Origin of the sequence: Streptomyces endophytica (genome assembly GCF_026153355.1) — a bacterium.
Classification (GTDB): Bacteria; Actinomycetota; Actinomycetes; order Streptomycetales; family Streptomycetaceae; genus Streptomyces; species Streptomyces endophytica.
In genome coordinates this window covers 414,436-430,544 of record NZ_CP110636.1, presented here as the reverse complement: position 1 = coordinate 430,544, position 16,109 = coordinate 414,436, and the positions used below count along the sequence as shown (strand labels likewise).

Sequence of the window (16,109 nt, the reverse complement as noted above, 5' to 3'; positions counted from 1 at the left end):
GCCAAGAACACCAGAGGATCTCTGCATGCCTGGCATCACGCGCGAGGAGGTCGCCCACCTCGCCCGGCTGGCACGTCTGGAGCTGAAGGACGAAGAGCTCGACCACTTCGCCACCCAGCTCGACGACATCATCGGCGCGGTCGCCCGCGTCTCCGAGGTCGCCGACCAAGACGTTCCGCCGACCTCCCACCCGCTGCCCCTGACCAACGTCATGCGGCCGGACGAGGTCCGTCCGTCGCTGACCCCCGAGCAGGCGCTCTCCGGCGCCCCGGCCCAGGAGCAGCAGCGTTTCAAGGTGCCGCAGATCCTGGGGGAGGAGTGACCGACATGGCCGACCTGATCAAGCTCACCGCCGCCGAGATCGCGGACAAGATCGCCTCCGGCGAGGTCACCGCCGTCGAGGTGACCGAGGCCCACCTGGCCCGCATCGAGGCCGTCGACGAGAAGGTGCACGCCTTCCTCCACATCGACCGCGAGGGCGCGCTCGCGCAGGCCCGTGCCGTCGACGAGAAGCGTGCCCGCGGCGAGGAGCTCGGCCCGCTGGCCGGCGTCCCGCTCGCGCTCAAGGACATCTTCACCACCGAGGGCGTCCCGACCACCGTCGGTTCCAAGATCCTCGAAGGCTGGATCCCGCCGTACGACGCCACGGTCACCAAGAAGCTCAAGGCCGCCGGCGTCGTCATCCTCGGCAAGACCAACATGGACGAGTTCGCCATGGGGTCCTCCACCGAGAACAGCGCCTACGGCCCGACCGGCAACCCCTGGGACCTGACCAAGATCCCCGGCGGCTCCGGCGGCGGCTCCTCCGCCGCCCTCGCCTCCTTCGCGGCCCCGCTCGCCATCGGCACGGACACCGGCGGCTCCATCCGCCAGCCCGCCGCCGTCACCGGCACGGTCGGCGTCAAGCCCACCTACGGCGGCGTCTCCCGCTACGGCATGGTCGCCTTCTCGTCCTCCCTCGACCAGGGCGGGCCCTGCGCCCGTACGGTCCTGGACGCCGCGCTGCTGCACGAGGTGATCGCCGGGCACGACCCGATGGACTCCACCTCCATCGACGCCCCCGTCCCGCCGGTCGTCGAGGCGGCCCGCAACGGCAGCGTCGAGGGCATGCGGGTCGGCGTCGTCAAGCAGTTCCGCGGCGAGGGCTACCAGGCCGGCGTGCTGCAGCGGTTCGACGAGTCGGTCGCGCTGATGAAGGAGCTGGGCGCCGAGATCGTCGAGCTGGACTGTCCGTCCTTCGACCTCGCGCTCGCGGCGTACTACCTGATCGCGCCGTCCGAGTGCTCCTCCAACCTGGCCCGCTTCGACGCCATGCGCTACGGCCTGCGGGTCGGCGACGACGGCACGAAGTCCGCCGAGGACGTCACCGCCCTGACCCGCGAGGCCGGCTTCGGCCCCGAGGTCAAGCGCCGGATCATGCTCGGCACCTACGCGCTGAGCTCCGGCTACTACGACGCGTACTACGGCTCCGCCCAGAAGGTGCGGACGCTGATCACCCGCGACTTCGAGAAGGCCTTCGAGCAGGTCGACGTGATCGTCTCGCCGACGACGCCGACCACCGCCTTCCCGATCGGCGAGCGTGCCGACGACCCGATGGCGATGTACCTCGCCGACGTGTGCACGCTCCCCGTCAACCTGGCAGGCAACGCAGCCATGTCGCTGCCCTGTGGTCTGGCGCCCGAGGACGGGCTGCCGGTGGGCCTGCAGATCGTCGCCCCCGCCATGAAGGACGACCGGCTCTACAAGGTCGGCGCCGCGGTCGAGGCCGCGTTCACCGCCAAGTGGGGTCACCCGCTGCTTGAGGAGGCACCGTCACTGTGAGTGGAAAGCTCGCCAAGGCCAAGGGCTTCAAGAAGTCCAAGCCCGGTACGTACCTGTCCATCGGCACCACGCTGTTCGGCGCGGTGAGCGTCGTCAAGCAGGCGAAGAAGGCGCGGGTGGAGCAGGACACGCTCCAGCTGGTCGACGCCGTCGTCTCCGCCGCCGCCATCGTCACCGGCGTCGCCCTGCTCATCCGCGAACTGCGCCGTCTGGGCGACGACGACGTCCTCGCGGACTGACCGGCGCCGGACCCTGAGAGGTTAGTTTCACCGTGACTGTCACCGACCTGGTGTCGTACGAGGACGCGCTGGCCGCCTACGACCCCGTCATGGGGCTCGAGGTCCACGTCGAACTCGGCACCAAGACCAAGATGTTCTGCGGGTGTTCCACCGCCCTCGGCGCCGACGCCAACGCGCAGACCTGCCCCACCTGCCTCGGCCTGCCCGGCTCGCTCCCGGTCGTGAACGCGACCGGTGTCGAGTCGGCCATCAAGATCGGCCTGGCGCTCAACTGCACGATCGCGGACTGGTGCCGCTTCGCCCGGAAGAACTACTTCTATCCGGACATGCCGAAGAACTTCCAGACCTCCCAGTACGACGAGCCGATCGCCTTCGACGGCTACCTCGACGTACAGCTGGAGGACGGCGAGGTCTTCCGGGTGCACATCGAGCGCGCCCACATGGAGGAGGACACCGGCAAGTCGACGCACGTCGGCGGCGCCACCGGCCGCATCCACGGCGCCCGGCACTCCCTCCTGGACTACAACCGCGCCGGCATCCCGCTCATCGAGATCGTCACCAAGCCCATCGAGGGCGCGGGCGAGCGGGCCCCCGAGGTCGCCAAGGCGTACGTCGCCGAACTCCGCGAGCTCATCAAGGCGCTCGGCGTCTCCGAGGCCCGCATGGAGCAGGGCCAGATGCGCTGCGACGTGAACCTCTCGCTGCGCCCCAACGGCACCGAGAAGTTCGGCACGCGTTCGGAGACCAAGAACGTCAACTCCCTGCGCTCCGTGGAGCGGGCGGCCCGCTTCGAGATCCAGCGGCACGCCGCGGTGCTCTCCTCCGGCGGCAAGATCGTCCAGGAGACCCGGCACTTCCACGAGGAGGACGGCTCCACGACGCCCGGCCGGATCAAGGAGGAGGCGGAGGACTACCGCTACTTCCCCGAGCCGGACCTGGTCCCGGTGGCCCCCTCCCGCGAGTGGGTCGAGGAACTGCGCGCGACCCTGCCCGAGCTGCCGCGGGTGCGCCGCAACCGCCTCCGCGAGGAGTGGGGCATCAGCGAGCACGACATGCAGTCGATCCTCAACGCGGGTGCGGTCGACCTGATCGTCGCCACCGTCGAGGCCGGTGCGGACGCCGCCGCGGCCCGTAAGTGGTGGATGGGCGAACTGGCCCGCCGCGCCAACGAGGACGGCGTGGAGCTCGCGGCCCTGCCGATCACGCCGGTGCAGGTCGCCCGGCTTGCCGAGCTGGTCGCCAAGGGAGACCTGAACGACAAGCTGGCCCGTCAGGTCATCGAGGGCGTGCTCGCGGGTGAGGGTGACCCGGACACCGTCGTCGAGAAGCGCGGCCTGAAGGTCGTCTCCGACGAGGGCGCCCTGGGCACCGCCGTCGACGAGGCGATCGCCGCCAACGCCGCCATCGCCGACAAGATCCGCGGCGGCAAGGTGGCCGCGGCGGGCGCCCTGGTCGGCGCGGTCATGAAGGCCACCCGCGGCCAGGCCGACGCGGCGCGGGTCCGCGAACTGATCCTGGAGAAGCTGGGCGTCGAGGGCTGATCCCGCTCGCCCTGGTTGCCTGCTTCAGCGGCCGTCCTTCCACGGAGGGGCGGCCGCTTCGCGTACGTACCACCGGGGCGTGAGGGCTTCGCCCTGGGCCCGGACCAACTCCGGGAACAGGTACCGGAGTTGATCGCGGGCTGAGATCGGGCGGGCGCTCGGCCCCCGTCGCGTAAGGACAGGGACCGGACGCGGTCCGTCCTGCCCCGTCAGAGGGCGTGGTGTGCGCCGGTCTGCTCGGGCGGGGTGTCCTTGTGGCTGATCGCCAGGTAGCCCACGAGCAGCACGATCGGCACCGTGAGCGCGAGCGTGGCCGGCCCCGTCCCCCAGCCGAGGCCACCGCGAGCGGTGGAGACGCCCATCCAGTCGGCGAAGGAGGCCCCCAGCGGGCGGGTCAGCACGTACGCCCCCCAGAAGGCGGCGACGGCGTTCAGCCCGAGGAACCGCTCGGACAGCGCGGGTACCGCGATGAGCGCGGCGAACAGCACGCCGGAGGGGAGGTATCCCAGGTGGAAGGTGCCCGCGGTGAGGTCGCCCACCGCGGTGCCGAGCGCGAAGGTGGCGAGCACCGTCGCCCAGTAGAACGTTTCCCGGCGACGGGTGCGGACGCTGTGGATCGAGAGCGTCCCCTCGGCCCGGTACCAGGCCGTCAGGAGGGCCGCCAGCGCGACGGTGAAGGCGACCGCCGAGACCGTGTAGGGGATGCCGGCCATGACGTGCACGACGTCGGCGGCCATCGTGCCGAACACGCTGACCATGACGATCGCGGTCCAGTACGTCCACGGCCGGTAGCGGGTGGCCCGGAACTGGAGGACCAGGAACAGCAGGAAGCCGGCCAGTCCGAGGCAGCCCGCCGGTATCGGCCCGAGCGTCCGGCCGAGGTAGTCCGAGGCCGTCTCGCCCATGCCGGTGGTGAGGATCTTCACTCCCCAGAACAGGGCCGTGACCTGCGGCACCTTGCTCCAGCCGGGGTTCTGTCCCGCGTGCGGCAGGGGCTCGTGACCCCGCCCTTCCCCCGTGGTGGGCAGGGTCGTCGCCCCACCGGTCGACTGCGCCATCGTGCCGTCCGCCCTTCCGGCGCGATACGTCGCGCCTTGGCAACCCACTGCATTTTGGGCACTGTTCAGCGGTCCACGCGCGGTCGGTGGTCGCTGCCCAGCGATCTATCGTCTACAGGACTGTAGACGAAGCGAGTGCACGTCACGCACGGCGGGGGTCGGTGGTCTGCCACGTACCCGGCCGGGGCGGTCGCGGGCCGCTGCTCGTGGCCGCGCTCGCCGACGCGTGGGGCATCGGCGAGCGCGGACCCGGGAAGGCCGTGTGGCGCTGTTCCGGGGCGATGGCGAGGGCGAGGGGCGGAGCCCGGGCTACGGCAGGGCGTGAACGTGCGGCCCGACCGCGTTCGACCACGCATTACCGCTCGCCGCGTCCCAGTTCGTGGACCAGGTCATGGCGCCGCGTACGCCCGGATACGTCCGGGACGGCTTGAACGAGCCGCAGCCTGTGCCCTTGGTGAGGCAGTCCAGGGCGGCGTTCACGACGCTCGGGGCGACGTAGCCGCTGCCCGCGCCCCGGGTGGAGGCGGGCAGGCCCAGGCCCACCTGGGACGGGTCGAGGCCGCCTTCGAGCTGGATGCAGGCCAGCGCGGTGAGGAAATCGACGCTGCCCTGGGAGTAGACCTTGCCGTCGCACCCCAGCATCGAACCGCTGTTGTAGTACTGCATGTTGACGACGGTGAGGATGTCCTTCACGTTCAGTGCCGTCTGGAAGTAGCCGCCGGACGTCGACTGCATGTCGATGGTCTGCGGCGCCATGGTGAGCACGAGTTTCCCGCCCGCCTTCTGGGAGAGCGAGCGCAACGCCTGCGTCATGTACGTCGGATTGAGGCCGTTTTCGAGGTCGATGTCGACGCCGTTGAAGCCGTACTGCCGCATCAGCGCGTACACGCTGTCGGCGAAGTTGGCCGCCGAGGCGGAGTCGCTGACGGAGACAGTCCCCTTCTCGCCGCCGACGGAGAGGATGACGGACTTGCCGGCCGCCTGCTTGGCCTTGATGTCGGCCTTGAACTGGTCGACGGTGTAGCCGCCGAGGCCCGCCGAGTCGAGGTTGAAGGTGACCGCGCCGGGCGTGGTCGTCGCGTCGGCGAAGGCGACCGCGATGATGTCGTACTGGTTCGGCACATCGCTGATCTTCTGGACCGTCGCGCCGTTGTTGAAGTTCTGCCAGTAGCCGGTGACCGCGTGCTTGGGGACGGACGGGTCGGTGCCGCCACCGGAGGGGGAGGTCGTGGCGGTGATCTCGGCCGAACGGGCCGACTCGCCGGCCGCGTTGGTGGCGGAGACCTGGAAGCGGTAGCTGGTGGAGGGGGAGAGCCCGGTCACCGTCGCCGAACTGCCGCCCGTGGTGGCCGACTTCGCCCCGTCGCGATAAACGGTGTAGCCCGTGGCACCGGAGACCGGGTTCCAGGAGAGCGTGACCGAGGAGGAGGTCACGGATCCTGCCGTCAGGCCACCGGGCGCCGCCGGGACCTGCGGTCCGGGATCGGTGCCGCCCCCGCCGTCCGGCCCCAGCACGCTGAAGTCGTCGGCGTAGTAGGCCGGTTGTCCGTACCAGCCGTGGGTGAAGACGGTGACGGAGGTGGTGCTGGGACCCGTGGTGAAGTTGGTCGCGAGCTGCTGCCACCCGGTGGCCGACGGTGTCCAGGTGGAGACGTCCGTCGTTCCGGTGCCGGACGCTCCCAGGTAGACGTACGAACCCTGGACGTACGCGCTCAGCCGGTACGTCGCGTTGGGCTTGACGGCCACGGTCTGGGAGCAGGTCGCGTTGTCCGAGGCGGTGGGGGTCGCCTTGAGCGCCGCGGCGCCGCCGTGCACGGGGGCGCCGACGGAGACCCCGCTCCCCGCCGAGCAACTCCAATTGCTCAGCCCGGACTCGTAGCCGGCGTTCTTGGCGACGTTGACGTCGACGGTGGGGGAGGCGGCCGTTGCGTCAGCGGGGGCGGTCGTGGTCAGGGTGGCCGCCGCGGTGGCGAAGGCCGTCAGGACGGCCGCGATCAGGCGTCTGTGACGGGATGGTCTGGTGCGGGCGCGTGCTGCGATACGGGGCATACCTGTCTCCTGTGCCGAAGGGGGAAACCCGAGGACTGCACGAGACGGTGGCCACCGCTGACGAGGGGCCGTTCCCGACCCTGCGCACAGAATGGTTCAGACCAATACGCCGGTCAAGGGGTGCGACACGGACGGACGGGCCCGGGCGGTGCGGCTGTGGGCGGCCGGGGAGGGGGTGGGATCGAGTGCGAGGCGGCCGCCAGTTATGCGGGTCGAATCCCCTCCCCACGCAAACGGCAAGGTAATTGAAGCCGAAAAGAACCCCGGTCCGGTTCCCTGCCCCGGCCTTTCACTTGCCCTGCCGCCCCCGTGTCCAACACTCCGTTGTCAGTGCCGTATGCCAAAGTATGTTCGGCAGTTGAGCAGGGAATCGGGGGAGGGGCTCGGTCCGTTATGTCTTTGATCGATGAGGTGGCGGCGATTCATGCCGGTCAACCAGATCCGGCCGCGCTTGTGGGCGAATTCCGGCGCACGCATGTCTTGATTCCGACGGTCGACGACACGCTTCTCTCCACTGAATTGGACGGCATCCGCTGGCTGTACGCCTTCACCGACGAGGAGGCGCTGTCCCGCTTCGCGCTGGGGCGCGGCACGGAGCCCGGCGCGGAGTGGCGGTACGTGACCGTGTCCGGCGCTCGCGTCCTTGACGTGCTGATTCCCGCCATCGAGGGCCCTACGGGGGTGGCCCTGGACGCGGGTGGCGAGCAGGGTGCGCTCTTCCCGCCGGTGGCCGGAATCGTGCCCTACGAGGCAGCCATCGACGTCACCGTCGTATCGGACGACGACGCACCTGGCGGCATACCTGAGGGCATATCTGACGGTATATCGGACGTTTCGCGCGAGGGGGAGCGCAAATGGGCCTGATGAGCGGAGACGGCTACCAACTCGAACCGGAGGCGTTCGAGCAACTCACCAAGGGAATCAGGGCGGCAACGGCAGAGCTCAAGGAACTCGGCTTCGATGTGGAGGCCCAACTGGGCCGCGGTTTCGACCGATTGTCCCTGGACAACATGGAATGCGGCGATGACGGCCTGGCCGCCGTCCTGGACTCCTTCTGCGACCGCTGGGGCTGGGGCGTCCGCACCCTGATGCAGGACGCCAACGAATTCTCCAAGAAGCTCGGTATCACGGCCGGCCTTTACTACGAGCAGGAGCAGTACTTCTCGGACGCCCTGAAGCAGACCGTGAACGCGGCGATGGGGGACCCGAACCTGACCGCGGAGCAGTTGCACAAGAGGTCCTGGGGCAAGGTCATCGGAGACAACCCGATCTCCCAGGTGGCCAACGCCGACTTCGACCCGAACTCCAAGGCGTCGCGGGACTCGCGCAAACAGATGCTGGAAGCGGGCGACCGGTTGTTCCAGGACGCACAGTCGGTCCCGGACCGCATCAAGTACGGCGGGGAGGACGTGGAGGTCACCACGGACTTTCACGAGGCGGGGAAGCCGCAGGGCCAGCAGGGACACGGGGGTAACGGCAAGTGAGCATCTTCGGTGATGCCATCGACGCGGTCGGCGAGGGCGCGAGCAAGATCACGGGTGCCATCGAGCGCGGCGCGGGGGAGGTGGTCGAGAAAGGTGCCGAGCTGACCGGGGACGCGCTGGAAACGGTCGGCCTGGACGATGCGGCGCATGCGGTCCGTAGTGGCGGCGCGAAGGTGGCCGGCGCCCTCGGGGCACACGTCGACGAACGCCAGCTCGGCGAGACCGAGGATCCCAAGGAACTCATCCACGGTGACCCGGGCAAGATCGCCGAGACCGCGTCCCACCTCAAGGACTTCTCCGCCGCGTTCGACCGGGTGGCGAACGGCATGCGCAAGCTGGGCTCGGGCCAGCACTGGAGCGGCAAGGCGGCCGATGCCTTCCGTGAGGCGTTCGACATGCACCCCAAGCAGTGGATGCACGCCGCCGACGCCTGCGACGACGCCTCCAAGGCGCTGACGTCGTACGTGGAGACGGTGATCTGGGCGCAGCACAAGGCCGCCGAGGCGATCGAGAAGTACCACCACGCCCAGGAGGCCACCCGCCGTTCCTTCGAGGCGTACAAGGCGAAGGTCGACAAGTACAACTCCCAGGCGGATGCCTACAACGCCGCCGTCGAGCAGGGCCAGGACCCCGGCCCCATGCCCCAGGAACCGACCGTCGAGGTCGACCCGGGCGCCGAGGGCCGCGAGGCGGCACAGGACATGCTCAAGGAGGCCCGCAGCCAGCGCAACGAAGCCGCCGAGCACGCCCGCGACGCCCTCAAGGCCGCCTTGGCGCACGCGCCCGAGAAGCCGGCACTGACCCAACTGGCGGGCGCTGCCCTCAAGGACGGCAGCCAGGCGGTCGTCCTTGAGCACCTGCACATAGCCGGCGGTGCTCTGAAGGCCGGGGCCGACACCCTCAAGCTGGGCCGCAAGATCAATCCGCTGGACCCGTACAACGTCACGCACCCCTTCCAGTTCGCCGACAACACCGCCATGACCCTCATGGGATTGGCCCAGGCGCCCCTCCACCCGGTGGAGACGGCCAAGGGGATGCTGGGCTCGGGCTGGGGCAGCGATCCCTTCGATGCCTATGGTTCTGCGTTGGTGAACGTCCTCGGAGGAAAAGGCGCAGGAGGGCTCGGCAAGACTGCGGCCAAGGCGGGCGCGAAGGAGGCCGCCGAAAATGCGGCCCGCACCGCGGCCAAGGAGGGCGGCAAGCGCACCGTCCGGGACCGTCTGCGTACGGCTTGGTGCAAGACGTTCGGCAGCGACCCCATCGACATGGCCACTGGCCGCATGCACCTGCCGCAAACGGACATCACCCTCCCCGGCAGCCTCCCGCTCTCCTTCTCCCGCACCTTCGAGTCGTCCTACCGCACCGGCCGCTGGTTCGGCCCGAGCTGGATGTCCACGGTCGACCAGCGCCTGGAGATCGACTCCGAGGGCGTCATCCTCATCGGCGAAGAGGGCAACTTCCTCCTCTACCCGCACCCGGCGGTCGGCGTCCCCACCCGCCCCGTCGAGGGCGACGGCGCCCCGCTGGAACTCACCCCCGACGGCGACTATTTGTTGGTGGACCCGGTGACGGGCCTACGCCGCTACTTCACCACCTACACCGACCACCTCGCCGTCCTCGACGAGATCACCGACCGGCACGGCAACCACCACACCTTCGACTACACCGAAGACGGCACCCCGCTCGCCATCACCCACAGCGCCGGCTACCGCCTCCTCCTCACCACAGAGGAGGGCCGCATCACCGCCCTCCACCTGGCCGGCGCCGCCCCCGACGGCAGCGACCAACTCCTGGTCACCTACGGCTACGACGAGCTCGGCAACCTCACCACCGTCACCAACTCCTCCGGCCTCCCCCTCCACTTCACCTACGACGAGTCCGGCCGCATCACCTCCTGGACCGACACCAACAACAGCAGCTACCACTACGTCTACGACGACGCCGACCGCTGCATCACCCAGGGCGGCATCGAGGGCCACCTCCGCGGCGACTTCACCTGGGGCGACCCCGACCCGGAAACCGGCCTGCGCACCAACCACCACCGCAACTCCCTCGGCCAGGTCACCACCTACCAGGTCAACGACCACCACCACATCGTCGCCACCACGGACCCCACCGGCGCCACCACCCGCACGGTGCGGGATGCGGGGCACCGCATCCTGTCCACAACCGACCCCTTGGGCCGCACCACTCACCTCTCGTACGACGACGCCGGCCGCCCGGTGACCGTCACCCTCCCGGACGGCTCCACGTCCACCACGACCTACGACACCGACGGCAACCCGGTCGCGGTCACCGGGCCCGACGGCACCACCTGGACCCACACCTACGACGCCACCGGCAACCGAACCGCGTCGACAGACCCCACCGGCGCCACCACCACCTACACCCACGACGCCCACGGCAACCTCGCCTCCGTCACCGACGCCCTCGGCAACACCACCCACCTCTACTGCAACAAGGCCGGCCTACCCCTCTCCGTCACCGACCCCCTCGGCGCGGTGACCCACTACCGCCGCGACGCCTTCGGCCGCACCACCTCCATCACGGACCCATTGGGCGAAACCACCCACATGCTCTGGTCCGTCGAAGGAAAGTTGCTGGCCCGAATAGACCCCACCGGCGCCACCGAGGAATGGACCTACGACGGCGAAGGCAACCGCACCTCCCACACCGACGCCATCGGCCAGACGACCACGTTCGAGTACGGCCACTTCGACCTCCTCACGGCCCGCACCGACCCCGACGGCGTCCGCTACGAGTTCACCCACGACACCGAACTCCGCCTCACCCAGGTCACCAACCCCAGGCCCTGACCTGGAACTACGCCTACGACGCAGCAGGCCGCCTGACGTCCGAGTCGGACTTCGACGACCGGGTGCTCACCTACACCCACGACCCCGCCGGCCAACTCACCACCCGCACCAACGCCCTCGGCGAGGTCACCACCTACACCCGCGACACCCTCGGGCGCATCACGGAGAAGGACGCCGCGGGTCTGCTGACGACCTACCTCCACGACCCCTCCGGCAACCTCCACCAGGCCACCAACCCCGACGCGACGGTCACCTACACCCGCGACATCCTCGGCCGCATCACCGCCGAATCCGTGAACGGCCGCACCATGACGTTCACCTACGACGTCCTGGGCCGCCGCACCAGCCGCACCACCCCCACCGGCCACACCACCACCTACACCTACGACGCCGCCGGCAACCGCACCGCCATGGACATCGCCGGCCACGTCCTCACCTTCGACCACGACGCCGCCGGCCAAGAGCTCACCCGCACCATCGGCGACAACCTCACCCTCTCCCACACCTGGGACCCCACCGGCCGCCTCACCACCCAGTCCCTCACCACAGTCGGCACCGGCACCGCCCAAACCCCCCCACACCGCCGCCGCAGAGGTGGACCAGGTCCTCTCCCGCTCCTACACCTACCGCCCCGACGGCCACCTCACCGCGATCGACGACTCCCACACCGGCCGCCGCACCTTCGACCTCGACCGCGCCGGCCGAGTCACCGCCGTCCACGCCACCGACTGGACCGAGACCTACGCCTACGACCCGCCGGCAACCAAACCCACGCCACCTGGCCCGACCACCACCCCAACCCGTCGGCCCGAGGCGAAAGGTCCTACGAGGGCACCAACATCACGCGAGCCGGCCGCATCCGCTACGAACACGACGCACTGGGGCGCGTCACCCTCCGCCAGAAGACTCGTGTTTCTCGGAAGCCGGACACGTGGCGATACACCTGGAACACCGAAGGTCGACTTGCCAGTGTCATTACGCCAGACGGAACCATCTGGCGATATCTCTACGACCCATTCGGCCGCCGCATCGCTAAGCGGCGCTGCGAAGCTGAAGACGGCTCAGCCGCTGAACAAACTGACTTTGCATGGGACGGATCTGCCCTAACTGAGCAGACTACGTGTTTTCCGGGCAAATCGAGAGGGATTGCCCTGACGTGGGACCTCAAGGGCCTGGTGCCGATTGCTCAGAGTGAACGAAAAATCCTTGCGGAGGGCCTCCATTCCTCGCCTGTGCGCGTGGCAGACAAAAGGTTCTTCGCTGTCATTGCCGACCTTGTCGGGGCGCCCTGTGAGCTGGTCGATGAGCGGGGGGATATTGCCTGGCAAGTTCGAAGAACCGTCTGGGGTGGCACCACCTGGGCGTCCGATAGCACCGCGTACACGCCGCTACGTTACCCAGGTCAGTCCTACGAACCTGAGACGGGACTGCACTACAACTACTTCCGGCACTACGACCCGGAGACGGGGCGCTACGTCACGCCGGACCCGCTGGGTCTCGCCCCAGCAGCCAACCCATCGACGTACGTTCGCAACCCGCACAGTTCGATCGACCCGCTTGGTCTGTCACCGTGTCCTTCGCATCTGTTCCGCGGAACCACGAGAGGCTTTGAGGGTAGCCCAGGCGTGCAGCGATATGGCATCACGCCGACGTCTTCTGACCCCGGCGTCGCCACCGTGTTCGCGACGCAGTCGGAGCGGTTCGGCGACGCTGTTGTTGAAATCTATCCGCGTGGCGCGTTGGACGGGGTGCCTGTGCATCAGGGGTATATCGCGCGGGAAGCGGAATGGCCGGTCGAGCTGAGTCCAGCGGAGCTGTCGTCCCGGGCCTCTGTACAGGTGCCCTCGTCGGTTTCCCGGGAGATCCTCTCCGAAATGGGGATTCACGTCCCGCGCAAGATTGGCAACGGAGATATTGATCCCCTACTCGAATACGATGTGCCTAAACTTTCCCCGGAACAGATCGCGCACTTTGTCGAGGAGGCTCACCGACGTGCAGGATGACGTGTGGGAGAAGGCTTCGCTGAGCATCGAATCAATCGAGTCTGTCACACCGGGGCCGCCCGGAACGGCAGGGGGCGAGGCGGTGTGCGTGGTGCGCTGCATCGACGGGACGGCACGGCTGGGCATGGTCTTTCGTCACTGCGGTTCCGGGAGTGACGTCAGTGCGACTGAGCCACGGCTCACGCTGACTGCCATCGAGTGGTATGGCAAGCAGGTTGAGCAACTCGATACCGTTCACTCCGGCAAGGTCACGCTCGCCGGATCAGGAGTGGCCACACTGGCCAAGCGGGATGTCTTGGACTCAGCTCCTGGCGTCACCACCAGGTGAGTCAAGGGGCAAGTTGCCTCTGGGCGACGTGGATGGGCGCCTCGTTGCACGTCCTGCCGGCTGGATGAGTGATGCCCGTCGGGACTGCGTGCTTGCCGTCGGTTCATGCGCACCTCTTGTGCAGGCGAGTCGGTCAATCTTGCCGTGGTTAGTCGTATCAAGGCAGGGGCAGGGATGGCGCCTCAGCTCGGGCGCTATCGTCCGCGAGGCCTGGGGTGCCTGGCGGCCAGCGGCTGACGCCGACCGAAGTGCACGGGCGCGCAAGCGTGAGGTGTGCGGGAGGAATCTTCGGTAACGCACTCCTCATGCGCCCTGTTTGTGGGGAACCCCACAAACAGGGCAAAGGATCTTTTCCGGGTGTCAGGCTGCTCTGATGGGGCTCGCTGACGTGCCAAACCGGCGCGTGGGGGCCCTACGTCCCCGTTCATAGCGCTCGGCACCGCCCGTACCCGGGAGATTTCGACGCACAACCCGGGAAGCGATCGACTTCGTGACCGCTCTGGCTCGGTGGTGTCTCAGGCGCCGCATCGTGGTGATCGTTCTTTGGCTTGCCGTCTTTGTGGGCGTGGGTGTGGCCGCGGGGGTGAGCGGGACCGCGTACTCCACTGACTATGAGGTGCCGGGGACTGAGTCAGGGCGGGCGACTGCGCTGATGGAGAAGGCGTTCCCGGGGGAGACAGGGGACAGCGACACCATCGTGTGGCACACCGATCACGGGACGGTGCGGGCCGGTGCGGTGGAGAAGACCATGCGGCAGACCCTGGAGAGGGTCGACGGGCTGCCCGGGGTTGCCGAGGTGCGCAGTCCGTATGGGAAGCACGACAGGGGAGCGCAATCCCAGGGGGCGCGGCAGATCAGTCAGGACGGGCGGACCGCCTATGCCTCGCTCCAGTTCGCGCGGTCGACCGATGAGCTGGACGCCGGGCAGGTGCGGAAGGTCGTCGAGGTCGCGCGGTCCGCTGGTGGCGAGGGGCTGCAGGTCGAGTTGGGTGGGGCCGGGATCGCGGTGACCGAGGCGCCGCGCGCGCAGTTGCCGGAGGTCATCGGACTGGGGGCGGCGGCCGTGGTGCTGTTCCTCGCGTTCGGGTCGCTGGCCGCGACCTTCCTGCCGATCGTCACCGCGGTCGCGGCGGTCGGCACCGCCTCGGCCGGGATCGCGCTGCTCAGTCATGCCATGACCGTGGCCGACTTCGCGCCGATGCTCGGGAGCCTGATCGGGCTCGGGGTGGGGATCGATTACGCGTTGTTCATCGTGACCAGACATCGGAAGGGGCTCAGGGCGGGACTGCCGGTCGAGGCAGCGGCCGAGCGGGCCGTGGCGGTGTCCGGGCGGGCGGTGGTCTTCGCCGGGGCGACCGTGTGCATCGCGTTGCTGGGCATGTTCATCCTGCGCCTCAGCTTCCTCAACGGGGTGGCGCTGGCGGCTTCGCTCACCGTCGTGCTGACCGTCGCCGCGTCCGTGACCCTGTTGCCGGCGCTGCTCGGCCTGATCGGGATGCGGGCGCTGGGCCGAAGGGAGCGGCGGAGGCTCGCCGAGGACGGGCCACGGCCCAAACCGTCCGCCGGCGTCGCCGCTCGTTGGTCCGGCTTCGTCGAGCGGCGCCCCAAGCTGCTGGGCGTCCTCGCAGCCGCCGTGATGCTCACCCTCGCGCTGCCCACGTTCGGGCTCCACCTCGGGACCTCCGACCAGGGCAACGGTCCGGCCACCTCGACGACCCGTAAGGCGTACGACCTGATGGCGCGGGGCGGGCCCGGTGACGGGCGGGGCGGCGGGTTCGGGCCCGGGGCGAACGGGCCGTTGACGCTGGTCGGCACGTTGGACGGCGCCAAGGACCGGATCGCCTTCGACAAGCTGCCGCGCCAATTGCGGACCACCCCCGGGGTGGCCGAGGTCAGTGGGCCGGAATTCGACGGGAGCCGTAGCACCGGGGTGCTGACCGTCATCCCGGACAGTTCGCCGCAATCCCGGCAGACTTCTGATCTGGTCGCCAGGCTGCGCGCCGACGTCCTGCCGGCGGCCGAGCGCGGCACCAGCATGCGGGTGGCGGTCGGCGGGGTCACCGCGAGTTACGACGACTTCGCGTCGGTCATCGTCGGCAAGCTGCCGCTGTTCGTCGGCGTGGTCATCGGGCTCGGGTCGGTCCTGTTGCTGCTGGCCTTCCGGTCGCTCGCGGTGCCGCTCAAGGCGGCGCTGATGAACGTCGCGGCCGTCGCCGCCTCGTTCGGGGTCGTGGTCGCGATCTTCCAGTGGGGCTGGGGGAGCGAGCAGCTGGGGCTGGGCAGCGCCGGGCCGATCGAACCGTTCCTGCCGGTGATCATGGTGTCGGTGCTCTTCGGGCTGTCCATGGACTACCAGGTGTTCCTGGTGTCCCGGATGTACGAGGAGTGGCAGCTGACCAGGGACAACCGCCGGGCGGTGCGGGTCGGCCTGGCCGAGACCAGCCGGGTGATCAACTCGGCGGCGGTCATCATGATCGCGGTCTTCGCGGCCTTCATCCTGAGCGGCGACCGGACCATCGCGATGTTCGGCATCGGGCTGGCCTCCGCGGTCGCCCTGGACGCGTTCGTGCTGCGTACGCTGCTGGTCCCGGCGCTGATGCACATGCTGGGCGGCGCCAACTGGTGGCTGCCCTCCTGGCTGGAGCGGTGGCTGCCCCGGATCGGCATCGAACCGCCGCCGGAGAAGGTGGGCGGGGCACCGGAGCCGTCCGACGCGGCGGGGCCGCCCGGGCCGCGGGACGGCGACCGGCCGCTGGTGGGGGCCTAGAAA

Annotated in this window: 12 protein-coding genes; 10 read left to right on the top strand and 2 right to left on the bottom strand. The window is 69.1% G+C overall.

Features of this window, described 5'->3' with window-relative positions; translation table 11 throughout:
* Positions 1-25 precede the first annotated feature (25 nt).
* The 4 genes from gatC to gatB are packed head-to-tail and all read left to right on the top strand — an operon-like array spanning position 26 to position 3,601.
* A complete protein-coding gene (gene gatC / locus OJ254_RS01870) occupies positions 26-322 on the top strand; it encodes an Asp-tRNA(Asn)/Glu-tRNA(Gln) amidotransferase subunit GatC (RefSeq protein WP_030799488.1) in 297 nt (98 codons plus the stop codon).
* Positions 323-327: 5 nt separating this feature from the next.
* On the top strand, positions 328-1,821 hold the full coding sequence (gatA, locus tag OJ254_RS01865; protein ID WP_423835802.1) for an Asp-tRNA(Asn)/Glu-tRNA(Gln) amidotransferase subunit GatA: 1,494 nt from the start codon (positions 328-330) through the stop codon (positions 1,819-1,821).
* Positions 1,818-2,060, top strand: a complete 243-nt coding sequence (locus tag OJ254_RS01860; protein ID WP_030412837.1) for a hypothetical protein — start codon at positions 1,818-1,820, stop codon at positions 2,058-2,060. The genes gatA and OJ254_RS01860 overlap by 4 nt, the downstream gene beginning before the upstream one ends.
* A gap of 32 nt (positions 2,061-2,092) precedes the next feature.
* On the top strand, positions 2,093-3,601 hold the full coding sequence (gatB, locus tag OJ254_RS01855) for an Asp-tRNA(Asn)/Glu-tRNA(Gln) amidotransferase subunit GatB (RefSeq protein WP_265360974.1): 1,509 nt from the start codon (positions 2,093-2,095) through the stop codon (positions 3,599-3,601).
* Between the two features lie 209 nt (positions 3,602-3,810).
* Here the strand turns inward: gatB and OJ254_RS01850 are convergent, their stop codons facing one another.
* Positions 3,811-4,659, bottom strand: coding sequence for a COG4705 family protein (locus tag OJ254_RS01850; protein WP_265360973.1), 849 nt, complete (start codon positions 4,657-4,659; stop codon positions 3,811-3,813).
* A gap of 309 nt (positions 4,660-4,968) precedes the next feature.
* On the bottom strand, positions 4,969-6,708 hold the full coding sequence (locus tag OJ254_RS01840; RefSeq protein WP_265360972.1) for a chitinase: 1,740 nt from the start codon (positions 6,706-6,708) through the stop codon (positions 4,969-4,971).
* Between the two features lie 393 nt (positions 6,709-7,101).
* On the opposite strand from OJ254_RS01840, the gene OJ254_RS01835 reads away from it, so the two are divergent.
* The 6 genes from OJ254_RS01835 (at position 7,102) to OJ254_RS01810 (ending at position 16,106) form a co-directional block, all read left to right on the top strand.
* Positions 7,102-7,572: an SseB family protein gene (locus OJ254_RS01835; protein ID WP_265360971.1), complete on the top strand. Its 471-nt coding sequence runs from the start codon at positions 7,102-7,104 to the stop codon at positions 7,570-7,572.
* The gene (locus OJ254_RS01830) at positions 7,563-8,192 is read left to right on the top strand and encodes a hypothetical protein (protein WP_265360970.1); all 630 of its coding nucleotides are present in this window, start codon (positions 7,563-7,565) and stop codon (positions 8,190-8,192) included. The genes OJ254_RS01835 and OJ254_RS01830 overlap by 10 nt, the downstream gene beginning before the upstream one ends.
* A complete protein-coding gene (locus OJ254_RS01825; protein ID WP_265360969.1) occupies positions 8,189-11,008 on the top strand; it encodes a putative T7SS-secreted protein in 2,820 nt (939 codons plus the stop codon). Before OJ254_RS01830 ends, OJ254_RS01825 begins: the two co-directional genes overlap by 4 nt.
* Positions 11,005-13,011 carry an RHS repeat-associated core domain-containing protein gene (locus tag OJ254_RS01820; protein WP_481005506.1) on the top strand — a complete coding sequence of 669 codons (2,007 nt, stop codon included), beginning with the start codon at positions 11,005-11,007 and terminating at the stop codon, positions 13,009-13,011. Before OJ254_RS01825 ends, OJ254_RS01820 begins: the two co-directional genes overlap by 4 nt.
* Positions 13,001-13,339, top strand: coding sequence for a hypothetical protein (locus OJ254_RS01815; protein WP_265360967.1), 339 nt, complete (start codon positions 13,001-13,003; stop codon positions 13,337-13,339). The genes OJ254_RS01820 and OJ254_RS01815 overlap by 11 nt, the downstream gene beginning before the upstream one ends.
* A 490-nt stretch (positions 13,340-13,829) precedes the next feature.
* The gene (locus OJ254_RS01810) at positions 13,830-16,106 is read left to right on the top strand and encodes an MMPL family transporter (RefSeq protein WP_265360966.1); all 2,277 of its coding nucleotides are present in this window, start codon (positions 13,830-13,832) and stop codon (positions 16,104-16,106) included.
* Positions 16,107-16,109: the final 3 nt, after the last annotated feature.

Coding starts and splice junctions, on each gene's coding strand:
- OJ254_RS01850 (WP_265360973.1), bottom strand. CDS start 4,659: ATGGCGCAGTCGACCGGTGGGGCGACGACCCTGCCCACCACGGGGGAA.
- OJ254_RS01840 (WP_265360972.1), bottom strand. CDS start 6,708: ATGCCCCGTATCGCAGCACGCGCCCGCACCAGACCATCCCGTCACAGA.
- gatA (WP_423835802.1), top strand. CDS start 328: ATGGCCGACCTGATCAAGCTCACCGCCGCCGAGATCGCGGACAAGATC.
- OJ254_RS01830 (WP_265360970.1), top strand. CDS start 7,563: ATGGGCCTGATGAGCGGAGACGGCTACCAACTCGAACCGGAGGCGTTC.
- OJ254_RS01835 (WP_265360971.1), top strand. CDS start 7,102: ATGTCTTTGATCGATGAGGTGGCGGCGATTCATGCCGGTCAACCAGAT.
- gatC (WP_030799488.1), top strand. CDS start 26: ATGCCTGGCATCACGCGCGAGGAGGTCGCCCACCTCGCCCGGCTGGCA.